The sequence below is a fragment of the Shewanella sp. NKUCC06_TVS genome (assembly GCF_019345515.1).
Taxonomy (GTDB): domain Bacteria; phylum Pseudomonadota; class Gammaproteobacteria; order Enterobacterales; family Shewanellaceae; genus Shewanella; species Shewanella oncorhynchi.
On sequence record NZ_JAHKQX010000004.1, the window covers coordinates 299,760 to 322,011 of the forward strand.

Annotated in this window: 18 protein-coding genes and 1 pseudogene; 10 read left to right on the forward strand and 9 right to left on the reverse strand. The window is 46.7% G+C overall.

Going from position 1 to position 22,252, the window contains the following annotated elements; translation table 11 throughout:
* Positions 1-2 precede the first annotated feature (2 nt).
* The 3 genes from hslU to KO531_RS06685 all read left to right on the forward strand — a co-directional run bounded on the left by hslU (position 3) and on the right by KO531_RS06685 (position 2,629).
* On the forward strand, positions 3-1,331 hold the full coding sequence (hslU, locus tag KO531_RS06675; protein ID WP_006083301.1) for an ATP-dependent protease ATPase subunit HslU: 1,329 nt from the start codon (positions 3-5) through the stop codon (positions 1,329-1,331).
* Between the two features lie 207 nt (positions 1,332-1,538).
* Positions 1,539-1,925 (forward strand): DUF971 domain-containing protein, encoded by a 387-nt coding sequence (locus tag KO531_RS06680; RefSeq protein ID WP_006083302.1) that lies wholly within the window; start codon positions 1,539-1,541, stop codon positions 1,923-1,925.
* Positions 1,926-2,044: 119 nt separating this feature from the next.
* Positions 2,045-2,629, forward strand: coding sequence for a DUF4375 domain-containing protein (locus KO531_RS06685; RefSeq protein ID WP_219250697.1), 585 nt, complete (start codon positions 2,045-2,047; stop codon positions 2,627-2,629).
* Positions 2,630-2,663: 34 nt separating this feature from the next.
* Here the strand turns inward: KO531_RS06685 and KO531_RS06690 are convergent, their stop codons facing one another.
* Positions 2,664-3,140: a hypothetical protein gene (locus tag KO531_RS06690; protein ID WP_219250698.1), complete on the reverse strand. Its 477-nt coding sequence runs from the start codon at positions 3,138-3,140 to the stop codon at positions 2,664-2,666.
* A 291-nt stretch (positions 3,141-3,431) separates the two neighbouring features.
* A pseudogene (locus tag KO531_RS06695) lies at positions 3,432-3,914 on the reverse strand (transposase); the annotation flags it as partial.
* Between the two features lie 209 nt (positions 3,915-4,123).
* On the opposite strand from KO531_RS06695, the gene KO531_RS06700 reads away from it, so the two are divergent.
* The 4 genes from KO531_RS06700 (at position 4,124) to KO531_RS06715 (ending at position 10,483) form a co-directional block, all read left to right on the forward strand.
* Positions 4,124-4,561, forward strand: a complete 438-nt coding sequence (locus KO531_RS06700; RefSeq protein WP_113940113.1) for a hypothetical protein — start codon at positions 4,124-4,126, stop codon at positions 4,559-4,561.
* A 704-nt stretch (positions 4,562-5,265) separates the two neighbouring features.
* Positions 5,266-6,831 (forward strand): cryptochrome/photolyase family protein, encoded by a 1,566-nt coding sequence (locus KO531_RS06705; protein WP_219250699.1) that lies wholly within the window; start codon positions 5,266-5,268, stop codon positions 6,829-6,831.
* An 87-nt stretch (positions 6,832-6,918) separates the two neighbouring features.
* Positions 6,919-7,626, forward strand: a complete 708-nt coding sequence (locus KO531_RS06710) for an SDR family oxidoreductase (protein ID WP_219250700.1) — start codon at positions 6,919-6,921, stop codon at positions 7,624-7,626.
* Positions 7,627-8,149: 523 nt separating this feature from the next.
* Entirely contained in the window at positions 8,150-10,483 is a 2,334-nt protein-coding gene (locus tag KO531_RS06715; protein WP_219250701.1) for a M4 family metallopeptidase, read from the forward strand.
* Positions 10,484-10,672: 189 nt separating this feature from the next.
* On the opposite strand, the gene KO531_RS06720 is transcribed toward KO531_RS06715, so the two are convergent.
* Genes KO531_RS06720 through KO531_RS06730 form a run of 3 tightly spaced genes read right to left on the reverse strand, consistent with a single transcriptional unit; the run spans position 10,673 to position 13,454 of the window.
* Entirely contained in the window at positions 10,673-11,224 is a 552-nt protein-coding gene (locus tag KO531_RS06720) for a response regulator (RefSeq protein ID WP_105251231.1), read from the reverse strand.
* Positions 11,221-12,531 (reverse strand): HAMP domain-containing sensor histidine kinase, encoded by a 1,311-nt coding sequence (locus KO531_RS06725; RefSeq protein ID WP_219250702.1) that lies wholly within the window; start codon positions 12,529-12,531, stop codon positions 11,221-11,223. Before KO531_RS06725 ends, KO531_RS06720 begins: the two co-directional genes overlap by 4 nt.
* A gap of 8 nt (positions 12,532-12,539) precedes the next feature.
* Positions 12,540-13,454 (reverse strand): SDR family oxidoreductase, encoded by a 915-nt coding sequence (locus KO531_RS06730; RefSeq protein WP_219250703.1) that lies wholly within the window; start codon positions 13,452-13,454, stop codon positions 12,540-12,542.
* A 178-nt stretch (positions 13,455-13,632) separates the two neighbouring features.
* Between KO531_RS06730 and KO531_RS06735 the strand changes: the two genes are divergently transcribed.
* Positions 13,633-15,483 (forward strand): alkaline phosphatase D family protein, encoded by a 1,851-nt coding sequence (locus KO531_RS06735; RefSeq protein ID WP_219250724.1) that lies wholly within the window; start codon positions 13,633-13,635, stop codon positions 15,481-15,483.
* 4 nt (positions 15,484-15,487) lie between these two features.
* Here KO531_RS06735 and KO531_RS06740 read toward each other — a convergent pair whose 3' ends face one another.
* From KO531_RS06740 to KO531_RS06755, 4 genes are all read right to left on the reverse strand, one after another.
* Complete coding sequence (locus KO531_RS06740) at positions 15,488-15,880, reverse strand: hypothetical protein (RefSeq protein WP_219250704.1); 393 nt, start codon at positions 15,878-15,880, stop codon at positions 15,488-15,490.
* 147 nt (positions 15,881-16,027) lie between these two features.
* Positions 16,028-16,945 carry a pseudouridine synthase gene (locus KO531_RS06745; RefSeq protein ID WP_219250705.1) on the reverse strand — a complete coding sequence of 306 codons (918 nt, stop codon included), beginning with the start codon at positions 16,943-16,945 and terminating at the stop codon, positions 16,028-16,030.
* 53 nt (positions 16,946-16,998) lie between these two features.
* Positions 16,999-17,574, reverse strand: coding sequence for an LON peptidase substrate-binding domain-containing protein (locus KO531_RS06750; RefSeq protein ID WP_105251225.1), 576 nt, complete (start codon positions 17,572-17,574; stop codon positions 16,999-17,001).
* Between the two features lie 197 nt (positions 17,575-17,771).
* Positions 17,772-18,827, reverse strand: coding sequence for an alpha/beta hydrolase (locus tag KO531_RS06755; protein ID WP_219250706.1), 1,056 nt, complete (start codon positions 18,825-18,827; stop codon positions 17,772-17,774).
* Positions 18,828-19,181: 354 nt separating this feature from the next.
* Here KO531_RS06755 and KO531_RS06760 point away from each other — a divergent pair, with 354 nt between their 5' ends.
* A complete protein-coding gene (locus KO531_RS06760; protein WP_219250707.1) occupies positions 19,182-21,575 on the forward strand; it encodes a TonB-dependent receptor in 2,394 nt (797 codons plus the stop codon).
* Between the two features lie 177 nt (positions 21,576-21,752).
* Positions 21,753-22,214, forward strand: coding sequence for a YhcH/YjgK/YiaL family protein (locus tag KO531_RS06765; protein WP_105251222.1), 462 nt, complete (start codon positions 21,753-21,755; stop codon positions 22,212-22,214).
* Positions 22,215-22,252: the final 38 nt, after the last annotated feature.

The following is a 22,252-nucleotide window of genomic DNA, read 5'->3' on the forward strand; positions in this document are numbered from 1 at the left end:
TTATGTCTGAAATGACCCCCCGTGAGATTGTCCACGAGCTGGATGCACACATTATTGGCCAACAAAAGGCCAAACGTTCTGTTGCTGTCGCCCTGCGTAACCGCTGGCGCCGGATGCAACTGGATGTGGATTTCCGTCAAGAAGTCACCCCAAAAAACATCCTGATGATTGGCCCCACCGGTGTAGGTAAAACTGAAATTGCCCGCCGTTTAGCCAAGCTTGCCAACGCGCCTTTTATCAAGGTCGAAGCGACTAAATACACAGAAGTCGGTTACGTCGGTAAAGAAGTCGAGCAAATCATTCGCGACTTGACCGATATCGCCATCAAGCTGACCCGTGAACAGCAAATGGGTAAGTGCCGCCAACGCGCCGAAGAAAATGCCGAAGAGCGCATTCTCGATGCCCTGTTGCCTAAGCCGAAAAACGACTGGGAAAGCACAGAAACCGATTCCAGCTCAAACACCCGCCAAGTGTTCCGCAAGAAGCTGCGCGAAGGCCAATTAGACGATAAAGAAATCGATATCGATGTGGCACAACCACAGGTCGGCGTCGAAATTATGTCGCCTCCTGGCATGGAAGAAATGACCAACCAGCTGCAAAGCCTGTTTAAAAACATGGGCCAAGCACCAGCAAAACGTCGCAAGATGAAGATCAAAGAAGCCTTTAAGCTATTGATCGAAGAAGAAGCGGCCAAACTGGTTAATCAAGAAGATTTAAAAGAGCAAGCCATTGAAATGGTTGAGCAACACGGCATAGTGTTCCTCGACGAAATCGATAAAATCTGTAAACGCGGCGAAACCTCAGGCCCAGACGTTTCCCGTGAAGGCGTGCAACGTGACTTACTGCCGCTGATCGAAGGCTGCACTGTCACCACTAAACACGGCATGGTTAAAACCGACCACATTCTGTTTATCGCCTCGGGCGCATTCCAGATGTCTAAACCGTCGGATTTAATTCCTGAGTTACAGGGTCGTTTGCCTATTCGTGTCGAGTTAGATGCACTATCAGCCAATGATTTTAAACGCATTTTGACCGAGCCACACGCCTCACTCACCGAGCAATATATCGCGCTGATGAACACAGAAGGCGTGAAAGTTGAATTCAGCGAATCGGGTATCGACAGCATTGCAAAAGCCGCATGGCAAGTGAACGAACGCACCGAAAACATCGGCGCCCGTCGTTTACACACTGTGATGGAAAAGCTGATGGAAGATATCTCCTACGAGGCATCGGAAAAATCGGGCTCCGCCTTTGTTATCGACGCCGACTATGTCAGCGCCCACTTAGATAACTTGGTCCAAGACGAAGATCTCAGCCGCTTTATCCTCTAGTGCAAAACCCGTTCACCGCCAAGCCCAAACGACTTGGCGGTGAACGGCGACTCAAATGCAAAAGTGTGACTCAACCGAAAAGTCGGCTTCAAACGCTAGGCGACCCTAGCTTACCCTTTGTATCCTTGGCCGCCAGCGGTTACATTAGTCAGGTGTTATTTTAATGAGTCGTTATCCTATCCTTAGCATTTTCTTGGTAGCCAACCTATGACCACAGCAACGCCCAATGTCACCGATCTTAAACTGAAACGTAAATCACGCATTCTAGAAGTCAGTTTCGACAATGGTGAGCAATATCAGCTCAGCTGCGAGATGCTCAGAGTCTACTCGCCCTCGGCAGAAGTGCATGGTCACGGTAATCCAAAACTGGTCACCCACAAGAAAAACGTCAACATCAGTGCCATAGAACCCGTCGGCAACTACGCAGTGAAAATCGTCTTCGATGACGGCCACGACACTGGCCTATTCTCGTGGAAAGTACTCTACGATCTCGCCACCCACCAAGTGGATCTATGGGAAAAATACCTCGCCCGCTTACGCGCAGAAAAAGCCTCACGCGAGCCACTGATCGCCATGAACATAAAGTACAACTAGTACGTTAGGTAAATGGACACTTAATTGTGCGATGTAAACTCTAGAAACAGAGAATTTAACAATGGGTAGCTTGTGAAGCTGTGAGTTCTCTTACTGACTTGAGTATCAAAGGAAAGACCATGTCGGAAAAAATCCCCTGCCAAGAATGTAACACCTTAATCCTTCCGAGTACCGCCGAGAAAAATGAGGGTTTATGCATGCCCTGCAAAAATGGCATACGTGCAAACCTCGAGCGTGCGAAGGAATACTACCAACAAGAGCGTGAACTCGATAAAACCTGTCCCTTTCGAGCCTTTTGGCGAGATCTTGTTTTAAGGGTACATAACAAAGATCAAGGTTTTTATACGCTTAGACCAGAGGAACAAAACTACTATGCGGTGAACGGCTTATCTGGCGAGGTCTATAATGGTGGATTTATTCAGTATTTCGACAACTCTTCAGGTGAGCATTACGCCTTCGCTGAACGTGGACTTATCCAAATGGGAGCAAGCCACTCGTTAAACTTACTGCACCAAGCAAAACAGGCCGTGTTTGGCGAAAAGCCAGTACCAATCGACAGAGATCGTCGTTTAGCCGCCACCGATAACCAAGACCTGTACAGCGTACTCGATAAGCTCGATGACGAGTTTTATAAAGATCTAGATGATCTCGATACCAAGCTTAAAAGCTACGCCCTTGATTACGGACTAGTGAATAAGACTTAACTGGCGATTGTCGGTAATCACTTAAAGATAAAGGCTATCCTTGACAGAAATAAGCATAATTGAGCCTATCTTGCTGACCCCATACCGCAGTCCAGTCATTCACATCACTCATGTAAGCGAAATAAATGGACTGCGTTTTAAGACAAACATCTTGAAATGGCGCTTTATTCTCATTAATAAAATGCGCCGACCTAACCAGCACATCGGTACAAACGTCTTCATCTTCCACTAACCAAATAAAATCATCACGCCATTCATCCAATGCTATCGCCGCCTCTGGGGAATAGAGTCTCAACTTATCTTGCGCGAGTACCATTTGCTCGGGAGTCACAGAACATGAAACCGCCAACTTATCGAATACACCTGAGCCGCCAGCCCAAAAAGACAAATCAAATTCCAACCTATCCTCTAGCGGCGTAAAACCCAATAAATTTTCGATAATCATCAAACTTTTAGCTAAATCGGTATCAGGTCTTTGATAACGCTTTTCAATCCCATCATATTCCCGCATACAAACTAAGCTCCTGCTGCGTTAAGTGACGCATTAAAATTGAGTAACATATTATAAAATAATAACTTTTTGATCAATGCACCCAACGATTAAGACTATTACGCCAGTGACTCGCCAACTTTGATTTAAAAATGAGTTATCCCTAAGCGCTTGATGGCGCCATTTGCAGCATAAGGAAGCGCGAACACTGCGATCACATGGTCAAGGATAATGGAATGAAAATTATCAGGCCTACCATTTTAAATCAGCAACTTCATCAAGTAAGGCCTGTGATTTAAACCGTCCCTCCTAAAAGCGGCCTGTACAGTTATTTTCTTGATTTGCTTGTCTTGCTATTAGCTCATTCAAACATCGCACTCTTTTGAAAACTTAGGCATGAAATATCGCATAATCGGCTGCGGTAAATTGCAATTGAATGCTTTAATCGGTTGACCTCATGCGCCTCAACTAGCTCTCCTTAAACGGATTTTTGTATTAATTCATCGCCTTTAAACAACTTATGCCACTGCTCCAGCACTTCTCAGTCAGTTCAACGATTAGCACTGTCGATATCGACTGGCAGCACCACATGCAGATAATTCGACATCACCGCAAAGGCTGCAACATCGATAGCAAAAACGGCTTCAAGTTCAAACAGTAGTGACTCAACCCAACTACGGCGATGGTCATAATTTTTTCCAGAATAGGCATCATCGCCACATAAAAAAGCACGCCGCACAACGCGGCTATAGCAATGTCTTCAAGGCTTATCTGAATTCTGATAGGACGCGGCATATAAACCTCCTTGTTTAATGCTTATAGTCGGAGGTTAACTACCACGCCATTTAAGCTGGGTGTCTTGAAAACAGCTTCTTTGTAGGCAACCTGAAAGTGCATTATATTGTTGCTCTAAAATGGATGGCCAGATTTATTATTAGCCCTGCATATGTGATAAAACAGTTAAACCTTCGCTGGAAACAAATCTTAGAAATGGAGTATTGTCAGTGACAACGAGAACGGAATTACTCAATAAATTAAGCGCCTTATCGACCGCCGATCCAGAGCACTGTCCGGTAGTGACATTAAATGAGTACTTTTTAGAAAACGAAGATGAAGAGTCTATCGCACCCAATAATTGGGGTTATGGTCGACCATCCATCAAAGAAATCTATCGTTGCTTGAAAGAAATCGAACATAGGTCAGATGTGCAAGGTGTTTATGTTGGGATGCACGATGAATGGTCCGAAGCACTTGAGGATGATGAGCTATGGCCTGCAGCTGAGAACATTCATATTCTTACCTGTGCGCCTCTGGCGGAAGTGGAAGAATGGATTGAAGGAATCGCGGCAGATGGAATGGGGACAGGCTGGCCCTATGGCGAACATCAACTATCCCCTAAGCCGTATGCTGGCTATCATGTCTATACAGTATATTGGGATTAGTGGTTAGCTATCTCACTGTTTATGTGAATTTTATTGCATCAGATAACCCCAAAACATCGGTCTAGGCCGATGTTTTTATATCTAAGGATACCCAATCTCATTTTTGTAATATAAAACGTGCTCCCCCAGCCTTATTATATGAATTAGCTCGTGTTATTTAGACTCCCATTGTTAAATTTTAAAAATGGAGTGTTAGTACTCTTTTTAAATACTAACAAACAACACTAAAACTTCAGAAGTTCATCTTCCCCTGCGAAGTTGCTGAAGGGCGTTGAAGAAAATCGCGTGAGCGAGGCATGGATGCCGAGTTAGCTTTCGGATTCTTTATTTAATAGGGATGTACCACCGTAAGCGTTAGCTATTTTGAATAAGCACGAAGCCCTGCTTATAAATAAAGAGTTAATGCATGTAACTTCGCTAGGGTGAGTGCTGCGAAACAGCGGTACAAACGAGAACCAAGGATGACGAACTGGCAGTTAGACATGGACGTTGTTCGGCAAGGACTCTTGATTGAAAATCAAGGGGTGAAGCCCCCGACTTTGACTTTGCTTTAAAAGCTATCAAACCAAGTTTAGATAAACCTCCTTGTCGAAATCACGACAAATACCCTGCTTTGTGATCCTCACTGCAACCCAATTCGTAATGTCAGGCAATATCCCATCGCGAAATGCTTAACCGCGAAAGTCATTCAACGAGTCCTCTTAATGCAATTACAGCAATTCCATACAGTCAGGTTAATTTTAGGCGATCAACTCAATGCCCAGCATTCTTGGTTTAACCGTGTTGATGATCAAGTGCTGTATGTGATTGCAGAATTGCACCAAGAAAACACTTATGTAACCCACCATGTGCAAAAAATATGTGCCTTCTTTGCAGCAATGGCGCAATTTGCCCAAGAGCTGCGGGCGCAAGGGCATCAAGTGCTCTATTTGAATCTGGATGACACTCATGATGACACCCAAGGCTATAGCGATCTACCTGCGCTCATTCAACATAAAGTGACGCAGGTTGGCGCGATCAAGTTTGAATACCAAAGGCCTGATGAATACCGCTTACTCAAACAATTGAGCCAACTTAAGCTCAATACTGCCGTGGTGAACTGTGTCGATACAGAGCACTTTATCTTACCCTTTGACGAAATCGATGCACAGTTCCCCGTCGGCAAACACATTATGATGGAGCACTTTTATCGCCGCATGCGTAAGCGTTACAACATCTTGATGCATGACGGGAAACCACTCGGCGAGCAATGGAACTTTGATGTCAGCAACCGTCAGAAACTTAAAACTCAGGATATAAAAGTCTTGCCAGCGCCATTGATGTTTAGCCTCGATGTAACTGAAATTCTCGCTAGGCTTGAGCGTCACCAAATTCCGACCATGGGTCGCATGGATGCGCCATTGCTGTGGCCGATAAACCGTGCGCAAAGCCTCGAGCTATTAACGTATTTTTGTCAGGTTTGCCTGCCTTCCTTTGGCCGCTTTCAAGATGCCATGACAGCGCAACATCCCGCCAAGTGGAGCTTGTACCATAGTCGACTATCATTCAGCCTTAACAGTAAATTAATCAGCCCGTTAGAAGTCATCAATGCGGCCATCGACAGTTATCAAACGAATGCTGAGATTGATATCGCCCAAGTTGAAGGGTTTGTACGACAGATATTAGGTTGGCGAGAATACGTTCGCGGCATTTACTGGGCCAATATGCCGCAGTACGCCAGCACTAATGCGCTCGATGCCCATGGGACGCTGCCCGATTATTTTTGGCATGGCGACACCAAGATGAGCTGCATGCGACAAGCCTTATCCCAATCATTAGATTTTGCCTACGCCCATCATATTCAGCGCTTAATGGTGATCGGCAATTTCTGCTTATTAACCGAAATCGAGCCAAATCAAGTCGATGAGTGGTATTTAGGCGTGTATGTTGATGCCATCGAATGGGTTGAAATGCCCAATACCCGCGGCATGGCATTGTTTGCCGACGGCGGCATTGTCGGCACTAAACCCTACGCCGCCAGCGGCTCTTACATTAATAAAATGAGTGATTATTGCAGCGGGTGTCATTACAAGATAAAAGAGCGCAGCGGTGCACTTGCCTGTCCGTTCAATAGCTTTTATTGGCATTTTATGGAAAAACACCGCGCGCGATTGTCGCAAAATCCTAGGATCGGCATGCTATACCAGACTTGGGACAAAATGGACGAGTCCGTAAGAAGCGCCATATTAGCCACAGCGGAACACAACCTCGTTCATCTAAACCGTTTGTAGCGAAGTAATGCTAAGCGTAACTCATTGATATAGTAACTCATTGATATAAATAGCTTGATATAGATATTTGGATAGGGAGAGTTTGCTATGAAAGTACTTATCGTCGGCGGGAGTGGGGGTATTGGCAAAGCCATAGTTAAGCGAATTCAAGAAAGCTATCCCAACGCCACTGTGCACGCCACCTACAGGCATCATCTTCCCCAAGACAGGCAGGAGAAAATCCAATGGCATGCATTAGATGTGACCAATGAAGCTGAGATTAGACAGCTAAGTGAACAACTCACTGAATTAGATTGGATTATTAACTGTGTCGGCATCTTACACACCCAAGATAAAGGGCCAGAAAAAAGCCTACAGTCAATCGATATCGACTTTTTCCAGCACAATTTAACGCTCAATACCCTGCCCAGCATCATGTTGGCGAAGCACTTTGCTAAGGCATTAACACAAAGCCACTCGGCAAGATTTGCCGTGATATCGGCGAGAGTCGGCAGTATTACCGATAATAAATTAGGAGGCTGGTACAGCTATCGCGCCTCAAAAGCCGCGCTGAATATGTTTCTCAAAACACTGGCGATTGAATGGCAACGCACCATGAAACACGGCGTAGTGTTGTCTCTGCATCCGGGCACGACAGACACGCCATTATCTCAGCCATTTCAACAGAGTGTCCCCAAAGGCAAACTGTTTACACCTGAGTATGTCGCCAACTGCTTACTGCCCATCATTGCCAATGCTACACCCGCACAAACTGGGCGTTTTTTTGCCTACGATGGCACAGAGTTACCTTGGTGAAATAAGCTGAAGAGCAAGTCAAGCAGCGGCAACTCCGATGGAGTCTTTCTAAGTGAATAAATCAAAGCCGAGGGTTTCAACCCCTTGATAGGATGATGACCCCAACGCACAACCCATCCTTAACCAAGCCTTTTCAAGAACACTAAAAAAATAAACAATTGAAATAAATCATTAAATTACTTTAAAACACTCAAGTACATCACCCTTTCCGCTTGGCTAAATCGCTATTACCCAAAAGTCCTAATTCAGATTTAAAAGCATCTAAATGAACGTTGAAGATAGTTCCTTTGTACGATTGTTAACACCTTTACATTTAAATAACATCTAGGGTCGTGCGGTTATTCACGCTTTGCACAGAATAAAATTCTGAGAATTTCCGCCTGAGCAACAGCTCATTCTATTCGGCCATGGCAGAGGGATGCCGACGACCCTGTAGAAATCACAATAAAAAAACGCTCGCCCGAGCCAGTTAAGCTGTATGGCATTCCAACGTTATTTACAAAACGGAAAAAGGATTTCAAGCATGATGCTAAACAAAAAACTGTCGCTACTCTTCATTGCTGTGTCGGCCACTTTAGGCACATCCGCATTTGCTGCCGATGTTGTCGATGTCGGCACTCTTAGAAGCGCGTCGTCAAGCAATAACTTAGTGTCTCAGTTCAGCTTAGACGCAGGTAGCCAACTCAAAGTCGAGAAAAAACTCAACCTAGGTCAAGGCAAGCAAAAACAACGTTTACAACAATATTTCCATGGCGTACCAGTTTATGGTTTCTCTGTTGCGACGTCACAATCGAGCATGGGCTTTTACAGCGACATGTCTGGCCGCGTATTAAAAAATATTGAAAAGTCGGCTGATTTTGTCAAACCTACTTTAACGGCTAACAAAGCGTTAGATATTGCGATCCGTGGCAAGTCTGATAAAGCCGTTGCAGGCCTAAAAGCTGAAAACAAACAAGCAAAATTATGGCTTTACCTCGATGATGCCGCTAAAACTCGCCTCGTTTATGTGACCTCATTTGTAGTATATGGCGATGAGCCAAGCCGACCATTCACTATGGTTGACGCGCACTCAGGTGAAGTGATTAAGCGTTGGGAAGGGATTAACCATGCTGCAACGGGTACAGGTCCAGGCGGTAACATTAAGACAGGCCAATACGAATACGGTACTGATTTTTCTAGCTTAGACGTTGAAGTGAGCGGTGACACTTGCACCATGAACTCACCTAACGTGAAAACCGTTAACCTAAACGGTGCCACATCAGGCGCCACTGCCTTCTCTTATACTTGTCCGCGCAATACAGTCAAAGAGATCAACGGTGCTTACTCGCCATTAAACGATGCGCACTACTTCGGCAACGTGATCTACAAGATGTATAGCGAGTGGTACAACACTGCACCGTTAACCTTTCAGTTAACGATGCGAGTTCACTACAGCAACAACTACGAAAACGCTTTCTGGGACGGCAGTGCTATGACCTTCGGTGATGGCGCAACAACCTTCCACCCATTAGTGAGCTTAGATGTCTCGGCACACGAAGTGAGCCACGGTTTCACTGAACAAAACTCAGGGCTGGTTTACGCAGATCAATCTGGCGGCATGAACGAAGCCTTCTCAGATATGGCGGGTGAAGCCGCTGAATTTTACATGCACGGCACAAACGACTGGTTAGTCGGCGCCGATATCTTTAAAGGCAGCGGTGCACTGCGCTACATGGCAGATCCAACCTTAGACGGTATCTCAATCGGTCATATCGACGATTACTATGATGGCATCGACGTGCACCACAGTTCAGGTGTATTCAATAAAGCTTTCTACACTTTAGCTAACTTACCGGGTTGGGATACACGCAAAGCATTCCAAACATTTGTAGTCGCTAACCAATTATATTGGACGGCGGACAGCTTATTCTGGCAAGGCGCCTGTGGTGTTAAATCGGCCGCAACTGACTTAGGCTTAAGTGCTGACGATGTGGTTACTGCGTTTGCCGCTGTGGGTATCACACCTTGTGAAACCCCACCACCACCGCCACCACCAGAAGCCACTGAGCTCGCGAACGGTGTTGCTGTGACAGGTTTAGCGGGTGCGTCAGGTAGCAAAAAATACTACAAACTAGACGTCGCTAGCGGTGCAACTAACCTGAGCTTCAATATGTCAGGCGGCACAGGTGATGCGGACATGTATGTTAAATTTGGTCAAGCACCAACGTCTAGCAGCTATGACTGTCGTCCATACAAGTCAGGTAATGCCGAAAGCTGTGCTATTGATCCTGCTCAAACGGGAACTTATTGGGTGATGGTCAGCGGCTATAGCAGCTACACAGGTGTAAGCCTAGTGGGTGCTTATGACGGAGATGACACACCAAACCAAGCTCCAACTGCAGGCTTTACTGCAAGCTTTGCTAACGGCAACGGCAGCTTCACAAGCACCAGTACTGACAGCGATGGCGACCTGACATCATGGAACTGGGATTTTGGTGATGGTACAAATGCCGCAGGTGCGAGTGTCAATCATCAGTATGCCGAGTCAGGCAGCTACACAGTCACACTGACTGTAACTGACAACGATGGCGCAACAGCAAGCACTTCGGCAGAATTTGCGGTTGAAGTCCCTGAAGTCGCATTAGAAATGGCAGTAAAAAATGCGAACAAATCTCGTCGCGGTAGCATACGTGTTGCACTCGAATGGGATGGTCACAACGCTGATGAGTATACTATCTTCCGTAGCGGTGTTGCGGTGGGTACTTCAAGCAGCTCATCGTTTATTGACCGTTTCACCGACCTAGCTGGCGCAAGCTTCACCTATAAAGTGTGTGAAACTAACGGCCCTTGCTCAAACGAAGAAACCGTTAATTTTTAATCGCATAACCTAATCGTGCAATGGCGCTAGCGTAAAATCCTAGCGCTAATTCATCGATTCACTTCTCGTTTTCTTGTTAATGCCACTCAGCCCTTTTGAGTGGCATTTTTTATGGTCAAACGGCTCTGCCTCATTACCTAATCAGGTTTGCCTTAAGCTGTTGCCCCTTGCCCACACGTGGATGAATCGTTACTTCAAATGTCCACTTTCACCCACAGGTTTCTTCAGCAATTTACGTTGCAACGTCCGGCGATGCATTCCCAATTGGCGAGCCGTGGCGGACACATTGCCTTGGTTAGCATTGAGCACTTGCTGAATATGCTCCCACTCCAAACGCTTAGGATTAAGTGGCGAATCGTCGACTTCATCTTCTTGAAGAGTATGGGAATGCCCATCCATTTCCAGTGCGGCGAGCAAGGTTTGGGTATCCACAGGTTTAGCTAAATAATTATCGGCGCCGAGACGAATCGCTTCCACCGCAGTGGCGATACTGGCATAACCTGTGAGTAACACCATAGTCACCTTGGGCAGCAGATGACGCAGCGGCACAATTAACCCTAAGCCATTGGCTTCGGCAAGCTTCATATCTAAAAGAATATGGCTAGGACGAAACTCCCGCGCCACCAGCAGTGCATCACTGGCATCATGGGTTAATCGGCATTCAAAGCCATGGCGTGTTAATCGGCGGCCCAAAATACTCGCAAGGGAAAGGTCATCCTCAACAATCAACAAACGTTTCATGAATTTACCTCGTCACTAGCCTTAGTCTTGTGCGATACAGACGGCGCCAGCTCCCTTAAAATAGTGAAACGAATTTGTGCCACAGTGCCACCTTGGGGATGATTAGCCAAAATCAACTCTGCACCCAAACGCTCTAAACTGGCATGACTGAGTAGCAAAGCAACACCTAAACCCTTGGGACTTTCTATGAGTAAGGTGCCCAACTGTGGCAATAAATCGGGCGCGATACCAGTGCCATAATCGCGGATCTGCAAGTAGATCTGCTCTTCGTTTGGCGCTATATCTAAACTGATATCCACCTGCGGCGCACCTATGGTTTCGGCGCTAGCGCGGGCAGCATTTTCAATCAAGGCCATGATGGCTGGCGTTAAGCTCATATCAGTCAGAATACTTTGCTCTGCCAGTTGTTCTGGCATACAAGTGATCAACCAATTCAGTTCAGTTTGCGGCATAAACAGCAAGGTTTTTTGCTTTAAACTGTCCACCAACTCAATGATCTTTAGTGGGCGCTGGCGGCGATCGCGGATCGACTCCGTCGCTAATCTCAGCTCGGCAAGCGTATGTTCACAGCGACCTAACGCAGTTTCCATCTCGACAATCGTTATCGAGGTATCGCTCATGTCTTCTTTTACTTCATCGAGTAATAACCTCAGACTCGAGAGCGGCGTGGCCAGTTGATGTGCCATCTGCGCCGATACTGTACCTAGGGCTAAGAGCTGCTCCTGACGCAATTGCCCTTCGCGCATATAGGCTAACTGCGCATCTTGGCGGCGCATACGCTTAGTGATTAACGCCACGCTGGTTGTCATCACCAATGCTGAAATCACAAAGTTGAACCACATGCCTAAATAGTGGGAACTCATGTCCATACCGTGGTGCTGCATGGGGGATTCGGGCACAGTAAAGATCATCATGCTGTAGGCAAAGGTTGAAATTGCCGTCAGTGCCCAAGGCGCCCAGATTGGCAAAGTCACAGCCGCAAGTGCAATCGGCAACAGTAATAATGAGATAAACGCATTGGTCGCGCCGCCGGAAAAGTGCAACCAAGATATCCAAAATAATGTGTCTAAGCTGAGCGCAATAAAGAGGCCGCGCTCCTTAGCAAATAAGGGTTTACGTAGCGCCAATGTGAGCGAAAGGTATAACACCTCCAGCACTAACACATGCACTAACGGCTCCATTTGCAGGCTAAGACCAAAAGTATCGGCGGCAAACGTGGTTAAGCCTATTTGCAGCAGCAAACCTAAGGTTCGCAGTAATGCGACTTGGTCGGCAGCCTGTAGACTGGTCCCTAAGATCTTAGCCATGGCGATTCCTACAGAGTGAGTCCGAGCGTGGCAAGTGCACCACTCGATTGTGCTAATACTTGGCGCACGCCAGTGGCAAAATTGATTTCAGAACTAATCCCCAGCGCAGCTAAACGCGCACAGCTTAAGGTGCAATCCCTTGGCCGCTTGGCGTTATCTGTCGGCGTAGACTCAGGCGTTAAGTGCACTGTACTGAGTTGTAAAATCTCTCCTAAGGTCAACAACATCTGATACTTAGTCATAGTCTCGGCGGCGCTAAAATGATAAATCCCCTGCACTATTGGCGCTACAATATGTTGTGCAATCATCTTGTCTATGGCTTGGGCAATATCGGCGGTCGAGGTTGGACTGCGTATCGCCCAATGATCAACCCCCTGAACGCGACGCTCAATCAATTGGTTAACCAGCACTAGCACAGCAGATTCACTCAGCTTTTCTACTTGACCGTAAAGGATTGGCAAGCGTAGCACGGCAAAATCAGCGCTAGTGTCTAGCACTATCTCTTCGCCCTTTAGCTTAGATTCACCATAAAAATTAACCGGATGAGTGACTGCATCTTCAGCGTACTTAGGTTGAGTGCCATCGAACACATAGTCAGTGGAAATATAGATAAGCCAAGCGTTATTGGCCTTAGCTGCCATAGCTAAGGCTTGGCTCGCGGTTAAGTTAAGCGCCAATGCCGCCTGCGGATTTTGCTCGGAAACATCGGGGCGACGCTCGGCGGCGCAGTGCACTATCACTTGCGGTTGCTCGCGGGCGATAAATGCCTCGACATCTAAAGGGGCGGTAAGATCGAGTTTATGCACTCGTTCACTTGCGCGGCTAAAACCTGTGGCGATAACCTCATGTCCCGTTAATTCAAGCTGTTTTACAACTGCTCGGCCGAGTAGCCCAGTCGCGCCTGTTACCATAATCTTAGCCATATCGCCCCATTCAGTTTCAACGCATATTTATGGCTAACAATTCTAAAAGCTTTTCATATTCAACGCACTTGTTTACTCTTCTAAACCAAACTTACTTAGGGTTAACTCATGCAAGATTAACCCAAATACCCATAGGCAGAATTTGAGTACGACACTTCCTCTGATATTAGCTGGCCCCATGCTGCGCCACTGCGATGCCTCACACTTTACCCTGTGGTTTGTAAGTCGTGAGCCATTAACTGAACTTAAGCTGCGTCTTGGTGAGCAAGAGTACCTGTTGCAGGATGCCGATTTACACTATGTGCCACTCGGGCAACATGCCCATCAATATCTAATAATACTGTCGCGCCCAGAGTTGCTCGCGCCCAATATCGTCACACCTTACCAAGTGTCTGCCGCTCAGCATGGTGATATTTTTGCCACGATAAGCCAGCTAAACTACGGCGATGCGTCGACGCCAAGTGTACGTTTTACCCCTGAATTAACCCAAGTATTCCACGGTTCCTGCCGCAATCCGCATCACCACAGTGACGATGCACTGGTCGCCGCAGATACCCATTTAGCCAAGATAATCAACAGGGGTGCGGAGGATGATCGCCCTGCACTTATCATAATGAGTGGTGATCAGGTCTATATTGATGATGTTGCGGGACCTATGTTAAGCGCCATAGGGCAAGTCATCGATTTGCTTAGTCTTAAACATGAGCAATTTGAAGGCGCGAGCATCACCACTAGCGAAGACATTCATTATCAGCCCGCATATTTGTATCAACGGCATAAAAACCTGTTGCCTCATACCCAATATCCGGCCAAAACCGCGCTGTGGCGTTGGTATCGCAATCACCCCATTTTTACCTCCTCCATCGCCGTAAATCATTTGGTCAGCCTAAATGAAATCATCGCCCTGTATTTACTCACTTGGTCACCTGAGCTGTGGGAATTAGTGAATATCTCGAAGGATGTCGACGGCTTATCACCCGCCAATACCGCCCGCTGGCAAAATGAGTGGCAACACTTGCTCGGCTTTAAAGCTGGGCTGGGGCAAGTCAGGCGCTTTATGGCGCACATTCCCGTTTATATGATGTTTGATGACCACGACGTCACCGATGATTGGAACCTGACGGCTAAATGGGAACAAGCGGCCTACGAACACGCATTTTCGAAACGCATCATTGGTAATGCCTTAATCGGCTACACCTTATTCCAAGGACTTGGCAACGCGCCTGATAAATTTACCGCCGATATCCGCCCGCTGCTCGAGGCGTTTTTTGCGCGACAAGAAAGCGAAAGTCAGGATCTGCTCATCGACGAATTACTTAAATTTGAGCAGTGGCATTACACCTTAGAGTCCTCGCCCAAACTGGTCGTGCTCGACACGCGTACCCGCCGCTGGCGCAGTGAATCTAATCTCGCAAAACCTTCCGGCTTGATGGATTGGGAGGCGTTAATGGATTTGCAGCAAGAGTTACTCGGCCAGTCGAAGGTCATTATCGTCTCACCTGCGCCCATGTTTGGGGTCAAGTTGATTGAAGCTGTTCAGCGCACAGCCACTCTGATCGGCGGTTCCCTGTTAGTAGACGCCGAAAACTGGATGGCCCACCCGGGCGCCGCCAATGCACTGCTGAGTATTTTTATGCACCGTAAAACCCCAGAGGAGTTTGTGATCCTCTCCGGTGATGTACATTACTCCTTTAGTTACGACATCAGTATTCGTTTTAGACGCAGTAGCCCTAACATCTACCAAATCACCTGCAGCGGTATTAAAAATCACTTCCCTGAGAAGCTGTTACCGATTTTCGATAAACTCAATGGCTGGTTTTATGGCCACTTTTCACCACTTAACTTGCTGACAAAACGTAAACGTATGTTGCTGCGCGGCAGGCGACCAAATGGTGAGCCGAGTAAACGTCTAGTGAATAAAAGCGGAATAGGTATGTTGGAATTAGCTGATGATGGTGCACCAACAAAAATTGCGGTTTTACATGGCGATATGAGCGAAACCCTGTTCGAACCACCCAAACAGGAATAACAGATTAAACAGGTTTATTATGTTTAACCGTTTCAGGCTGAGTGGCACCAGAACCAGAATCCATCAAGGGCGTATTTTTGGATAGCGCCTCATCGGTTTTGTCAGGTTTTGGCTGAGCCTGATTGAAAATCAGTGCTTCTGGCTGCGACTTATTCGATGGTTTTTCATGCGCCATTTGATCCCAAATGATCTTAGGGCTTTGATCTCGCTCGGCATCGGCTTCTGCTGTCGATGCGCCTGACGAACTTGGTTTCTTCGGTTCAATCACCGCACTCGCCTTACGGATCTCGGCGGCAATATCATTCAGATAAGGCTGCTTAGTCCAGTCACCAAAATACATGGCCCCCACTAATACTGCAGCGCAAAGCAAGATAGAGAAGATCGCAGATTTGGTCATAATGGACTTCCTTTAAACAATCGTAATATGGCTCCCTATGGCAGAGACTCAGATACTGCAGATTGTATTCATACCATCACAGGGCCAAGCACACAATTGCACCCGATTATTTCCTTTAAACAGACTGGAAATAATGCTTTCCGCTGACTAAAACTCAAAACCTTGACATTGCATGTCGTGGTGCATCCCGCTCACTGGGTCAATAAAACGTAACCGCTGCGCCATCAACTTAAGAGGCGTCGCAAAGTTATCCGGCCCTTTAGGTAATAAGCTTGGATAAAATCTGTCGTTTAACAATGGCATACCTAAGCTTTGCATATGCACACGAAGTTGGTGAGTTTTACCGGTAATCGGGCTCAAATGAAATAAACCAAGATCGCCTTTTATCGCTACTAGGCTGATTTCGGAATGGGTATTCGCCTCGCCTTCCACGATTTTCATGGTAAAACTTGGGTCGCTCGGCTGCATGCGGTTTGTTACCGTCCAGTGCAGGGGCAAAGTTAAGCAGCCTTTTTGATGTTGTTCAATAATCTCAGATGTCAACTTGGCAATCGCTTGATAGTCTTTACGAATCGCATCGTCGATAAAGAGTTGATGATAGAGCGCGCGGGTTTCAGGCGCGACCGTCATCAGGATCACTCCAGCGGTTTCACGATCAAGCCTATGAGCGGGCGCAATAGTATCAATGCCAGTACGCAATCTTAGTCTATGCACTAAACATTCGTTCACATAGTTGCCGCTTGGGGTCACAGGTAAAAAGTGCGGCTTGTAGGCCAAAATAACGTTGTCATCTTGAAATAGGATCTGTTCTTCGAAGGGGATTTTCGCTTCAACCGGCACTTCACGGTAGTAATACACCCGTGCCGCAGGGCGATATTCAGTGTCCAAGGCGATCAAACTGCCATCCCGCCAATGCACTTTTCCATCGAGGATCCGCTGACGCCATACATCTTCACCTATACGGGCAAAATGTTGTGCGAGAAAGGCAAACACTGTGGGTTTATCTGTGACATTCACAGGAAGCACTATGTAAGAAGGTTGGGCGGCGCGGGCAGATGCAGTCATATCACAAAAAAAGCGGCTATAGAAAGCCGCTATTCTAGCCTTTTTGTGGTTTTTCAGTCCACATGGGACTTGATGAGTTGCAGCACAAAGTCCAAGGTTTTATGGCAATCTGGCTGATTCACTAACACTAATTTATCTTTATTATACATAGGCAAAACCTCGAGCCAGCGTTGGCTCACCCAAGCGGCGTCTTCCAAATGCACTTGAGAATAGAGCTCAAACAGATCGGGATTCACTTCATAAAATTGCTCTAATGCGGCGCTTATCAACTCAAATTCACCTTTAATCGGCTCTTCTTGCCAGTTACGGCAAGGTAGAGTACGCGCCATCCACAGCTTATCTTTGGCCTGCGCCGCCGAGAGGATGCTGACGCGTTGACGCCCTTCGAGCACTATGCTGAGTGAATCATCTTCTAGCTGATTAAAATCGATAATGTCACATTGGGTGGCTGTGGGATAACAGGGCGGACTACCACTGGGTCTAATGGTGGCAAAGGCGAGCACATACTTTCCCTTGAATACATCGGCCACCATGCGCAGATGACCGGGGTCAACCACGCGAACCTCCACCCGTCCCTGTGGCAGTAACAAGGCATCGCGCATGAGTAACGCCATTTCTCGTGTTTGCATAGCAACCTCCTGCCCCAAATAGAAGGAAACGAACTCAATGCATTCGTATTTCCTATTATTGTAGAGTGTAGCAGGTGAAAGAATTTCCTTCCTAAAGCCGCTGAGCGCACAAAGAAATTTGCGACCCCGCTATTTTGAATCAGGGCATTTCGACCACGTCATGTCAAACCCAGTTTTCGAGACCAAATCACTTCAACCTAGAAGTGCTCTAGCCGATCCAGCACATTTCCCCTCGCAACAACCGAGGCAAACTCCTCTGCAAGACGTTCACTCAAAGCCACAGACGTACGCCAATATTGCATCCGCTGCGCCGTGTCCAGTTGCTTAAAATCTTCACGGTCGGGGATTTTGCCAAAGGGCAATGAAGCGACAAATTCGGCCGATGGCGCCAACACTAGCGCATTGTGATAATTAGCGCGACCTTGGCGCCACTTCAAGGATTTATCGAACCATCCTGGGCTGATGGTCGGATAAAAATGCGGATACAACGTCAGCCCCTTAGCACGGGATAAAGGCAAATCAAAATGATAGTCGGTAATGCCGCCATCGTAATACTGCCCATCGGCAACGCCTTCAATTTGGGACACAGGGGCCAGCAACAAAGGAATCGACCCCGTTGCTAACATCACAGCATCGACATTAGCCTCGGTTAATTCGACCTGCTGACTGGGTAAATCGTTGAGTTGCAAAAAGGGAGATGCTGCAGCTTGTTGGCTAAAGACCACACGCTCAAAATGCCAACCTAAACTCCGACGGCTCACTAAGTTGGTCGCCGCCGTCATCGCCAGCCCCGCCGCAAGCGGAAGCTTTGCCGTTAAACGATTTAAATGTTTAGCTCGGCACACGACGAAATGACTGTGAATATGAGCGTTATTAACGATTTCCCTGCCACCGTTTGCCCCTAAAATGCCCTGCACTACGCCTTTAACTTGCGCACTGACTTCCTGCGGTGTCGGCATATTGTCGTAACGCTGACCAATATAAAAATCCTCTAAGCGGCCATAGGCTATGAGGGGATCTTGCTGCGCCAAACACGCTAAACGCCAAGCCCCAGAGGAAGCGCCTAATGTATATAAAGGCGTTTGCCTGTCTTTGAAAAATTCAGCAAACAAATACTTATCTAGCCCTGCGATACCAAGCCACTTAGGTCCACCAGAGGCGGCAAGCAACTGGGTAAAATGCTCAGTTTTAAGGCCTTGTTCTACCAAGGTGTTAAATGCAGTTGGTCCTGCAAGAAATCGTAACGCTGACAATTCTATGTACCTTAAAACCAATGCCATTAGAGCAAAATAAAATAGTAAACCACGAAGGTATACGTCAATAAACAATTCATATCATCGAGTTAACTCAGTCGTATTGTGCATGCGGCAACTTGTCTTGTGCCGTATGAAGCCTCAAAAGCACGCAGACCGATAGTGAGGTTTTCATCAATATATTCAACTGCATTTTAAATATTATTTAGAACACTAGGCTCTGAGTTAGCATATTTACGTCTTAATGTAACAATTGTTACAGTGATAACCTTCTCGGCATCAGATTGTTATTTTATATTTAATCTGCACACCTAAGTTCGAGTATTGGGTCACAAACATCATTGAGAGGTTTTTATGCGTCTAGCCGTTATCGCATTGGCAGTGTCATCCACACTGGTTATTCCAGCAATCCAAGCCGAAGAGCAACAAACCGGCTTCGAAAAAATCGAGATCATAGGCTCACGCATAGCACTACGCACGGCAACTGACAGTGTTGCCCCGGTCGATATCATCACAGCCGAACAACTCGAATCAACAGGTATGACGGAAACCGCGAAAGCGCTGCAATTTGCGGCGCCAAGCTATAGCTTTCCATTCTCCTCGGTGACTGACGGTTCAGATGCGGTGCGCCCCGCGAGCTTACGCGGCCTGTCGCCAGACCACACCTTAGTACTCGTAAATGGCAAGCGTCGCCATGGTTCTGCTCTAGTACATTTAAGCGGCACTATGGGAAAAGGCTCCTCTAACGTCGATTTAAATGCGATTCCAATGACAGCGATAAAACGCATTGAAATTCTCCGAGATGGAGCCTCGGCACAATACGGTTCAGATGCGATTGCTGGCGTGATTAACGTGGTACTCAAGGACAGCGATCAAGGGGGAAGCGTCTCGGCGCAAGCCGGACAAACCTACCAAGGTGACGGTGAGCAATGGCGTGTAGGCGTTAACCATGGGATCAGTTTAAGCAATGATGGCTTTGTGAATCTCGCCCTCGAAGCGCATCACAAAGACAGCACAAACCGCGCAGGGTTAGATCCACGGCAGCAATACCCTAAGTTAGCAGATGGCTCAGCAGATCCGCGCGAAGCGACATTTAACCGTAAGAGCCACCACGTTGGTGATGCCGAATATGATAATGTCGGTTTGTTTATCAATGCGGCTCAGCCTATATCTACCGACGGAAAACTATATGCCTTTGGTGGTATTAGCCAACGTGAAACTAAATCGGGTGCTTTTTACCGTTTAGCTCTCGATGCCCGTAACTTACCCGAAGTGTATCCCGACGGTTTTTTACCACAAATTAACCCCAAAATTATCGATTCGTCTCTTACCCTAGGCTATGAATTCAACCTGAGTGACTGGGATATTGATGCCTCAGTGGGATATGGCAAGAATTCATTTAACTATAATATCGTCAATACTTTAAATGCTTCCTTAGGCCCTGAAACTCCTACCGAGTTCGACGCAGGAACGTTATCGACCCGTGAAGCCAATATCAATTTAGATATTTCCCGTTATTTTGCCTTTATAAACGATTCTGAAATTCTGTTTGCGACCGGTGTTTCATGGCGCCAAAACGGCTATGAAATTGAAGCCGGAGAAGAAGATTCGTATATCAATGGTGGCTATAATGGCAAAGCGGCGGGTAGCCAAGGTTTCACCGGTTTTACCCCTGAGTCTGAGGTTGATGAAACGCGCGATAACACAGGCATTTATGCCGAACTTGAAAACCAATTAACCAACGAGTTTTACTGGGCGGCAGCGCTACGCTACGAAAACTACTCTGACTTTGGCGGCAACACGAGCTGGAAACTCGCGGGTCGTTACGATTTTACCGACAACTTAGCCCTGCGTGGCACGATCAATACAGGCTTTAGAGCGCCGAGCGTACAACAGCTGTACTTCAGCAATATCTCGACGTTATTTAATCCCGATCCAGTGACGGGGCAACTGGTTCCTATAGAATCAGGTACTTTCAACACCTTATCTCCAGTAACAAAGGCACTTGGGATTAACGAGCTAGAACCTGAAATATCTCAATCATTTAGTCTCGGTCTTGTTTATACCAATAACGCTGGTCTAGCGGTAACGCTCGACACTTACCAAATAGAGATTGATGACCGCATCATTTTATCTGGCGCTCTAAGACCCGCTGATAGCCCCGCGGTTGCGACCGCACTAGCAGGTACCAATGCTGATTCAGCACGCTTCTTCGTCAATGCCGTCGATAGCCGAACTCGCGGGATCGATCTTGTTGTTAGCCAAGACTTTGATATTGGCACTTGGGGCGATTTACAGGCGAATTTAGCCTATGCCTATAATAAAACCGAGATCCAAGACATCAATCTGCCGTCTATTTTAGGCGGATTAGAAAAGAAACTCTTTGATGGTATAGAAAGAACCCGCATGACGTCTGCTACGCCGCATAACACGGGCAGTATTGGGCTAACCCATGAACTCGGGGATTTTAAAACCAATATCCGCTTAAACTACTTTGGTGACTATAGTGAAGGTTATTCAACGGGCGATGTGAACTATAGCGATCAGTGGGTGATGGATCTGTCGGTAAGATACGCCGCCACTGATGCGCTAAGCTTTACCGCTGGGGTGCAAAACTTGTTTGATGTGTATCCAGAAAAACGACCAGATAACAATAACTTCAATGGTATCTTCGTATACCCATTAACCAATACCCCCTTTGGCTTTAATGGTGGCTACTACTTCTTAGAAGCCAAATACACTTACTAAACTCGTTTTAGCTAAGTTTAATAATACTTGATGTAGAAACAGGTCATTCAATGGCCTGTTTTTTATGCCGACATGTTTAGACCTGCTTCCAATCGACAAAGCTTATGTCCTAACTGTGGTGATCGGATTATAATCTTTACCATTCGCCCATTTCACTTCCACCATGTCGAGTAGCCGATGATCGTCGATACCTTAAAAAACCGCCATATTTATCAATCCTTAAGCCCTCGGCTTGCGACTGCATTAGAACATCTAGCGACGACCGACTTTAGTCAGCTACCAGTAGGCAATTATCCCCTCGATGGCGACAATATTTTTGTGATAGTGAATGACTATCAAACCAAGCATAAGTCAACAGAACCCTTTGAAGTTCATCAAAAATATATCGATGTGCAATATGTTTTCAGCGGTGAAGAAGAGTTTGGTTACTTGCCACTAGCGGAGCAAACACCCTCGAAACCCTATTTTGAAAAACACGATTACGCCGAGTTTGATTACGAGGCAAACCAAGCCAATGCCTCTTATATCAAACTCAAAGCAGGCATGTTTGCGTTATTTTTCCCCGGTGACATGCATATGCCCGGCACAGGCGATATAGCCACGGCGGTGCGTAAAGTCGTGATAAAAGTGAAGATCTAAACCTTAAGCCATCTTTGCCGAACCTGAGCGTTCTATTT

What these genes read in the sequence shown, in the direction of transcription:
- KO531_RS06740 (WP_219250704.1), bottom strand. Translation starts at nt 15,880, where the DNA reads ATGACCAAATCTGCGATCTTCTCTATCTTGCTTTGCGCTGCAGTATTA.
- KO531_RS06685 (WP_219250697.1), top strand. Translation starts at nt 2,045, where the DNA reads ATGTCGGAAAAAATCCCCTGCCAAGAATGTAACACCTTAATCCTTCCG.
- KO531_RS06760 (WP_219250707.1), top strand. Translation starts at nt 19,182, where the DNA reads ATGCGTCTAGCCGTTATCGCATTGGCAGTGTCATCCACACTGGTTATT.
- KO531_RS06745 (WP_219250705.1), bottom strand. Translation starts at nt 16,945, where the DNA reads ATGACTGCATCTGCCCGCGCCGCCCAACCTTCTTACATAGTGCTTCCT.
- KO531_RS06750 (WP_105251225.1), bottom strand. Translation starts at nt 17,574, where the DNA reads ATGCAAACACGAGAAATGGCGTTACTCATGCGCGATGCCTTGTTACTG.
- KO531_RS06765 (WP_105251222.1), top strand. Translation starts at nt 21,753, where the DNA reads ATGATCGTCGATACCTTAAAAAACCGCCATATTTATCAATCCTTAAGC.
- KO531_RS06735 (WP_219250724.1), top strand. Translation starts at nt 13,633, where the DNA reads ATGCTGCGCCACTGCGATGCCTCACACTTTACCCTGTGGTTTGTAAGT.
- KO531_RS06730 (WP_219250703.1), bottom strand. Translation starts at nt 13,454, where the DNA reads ATGGCTAAGATTATGGTAACAGGCGCGACTGGGCTACTCGGCCGAGCA.
- KO531_RS06705 (WP_219250699.1), top strand. Translation starts at nt 5,266, where the DNA reads ATGCAATTACAGCAATTCCATACAGTCAGGTTAATTTTAGGCGATCAA.
- hslU (WP_006083301.1), top strand. Translation starts at nt 3, where the DNA reads ATGTCTGAAATGACCCCCCGTGAGATTGTCCACGAGCTGGATGCACAC.
- KO531_RS06720 (WP_105251231.1), bottom strand. Translation starts at nt 11,224, where the DNA reads ATGAAACGTTTGTTGATTGTTGAGGATGACCTTTCCCTTGCGAGTATT.
- KO531_RS06725 (WP_219250702.1), bottom strand. Translation starts at nt 12,531, where the DNA reads ATGGCTAAGATCTTAGGGACCAGTCTACAGGCTGCCGACCAAGTCGCA.
- KO531_RS06715 (WP_219250701.1), top strand. Translation starts at nt 8,150, where the DNA reads ATGATGCTAAACAAAAAACTGTCGCTACTCTTCATTGCTGTGTCGGCC.
- KO531_RS06710 (WP_219250700.1), top strand. Translation starts at nt 6,919, where the DNA reads ATGAAAGTACTTATCGTCGGCGGGAGTGGGGGTATTGGCAAAGCCATA.
- KO531_RS06690 (WP_219250698.1), bottom strand. Translation starts at nt 3,140, where the DNA reads ATGCGGGAATATGATGGGATTGAAAAGCGTTATCAAAGACCTGATACC.
- KO531_RS06680 (WP_006083302.1), top strand. Translation starts at nt 1,539, where the DNA reads ATGACCACAGCAACGCCCAATGTCACCGATCTTAAACTGAAACGTAAA.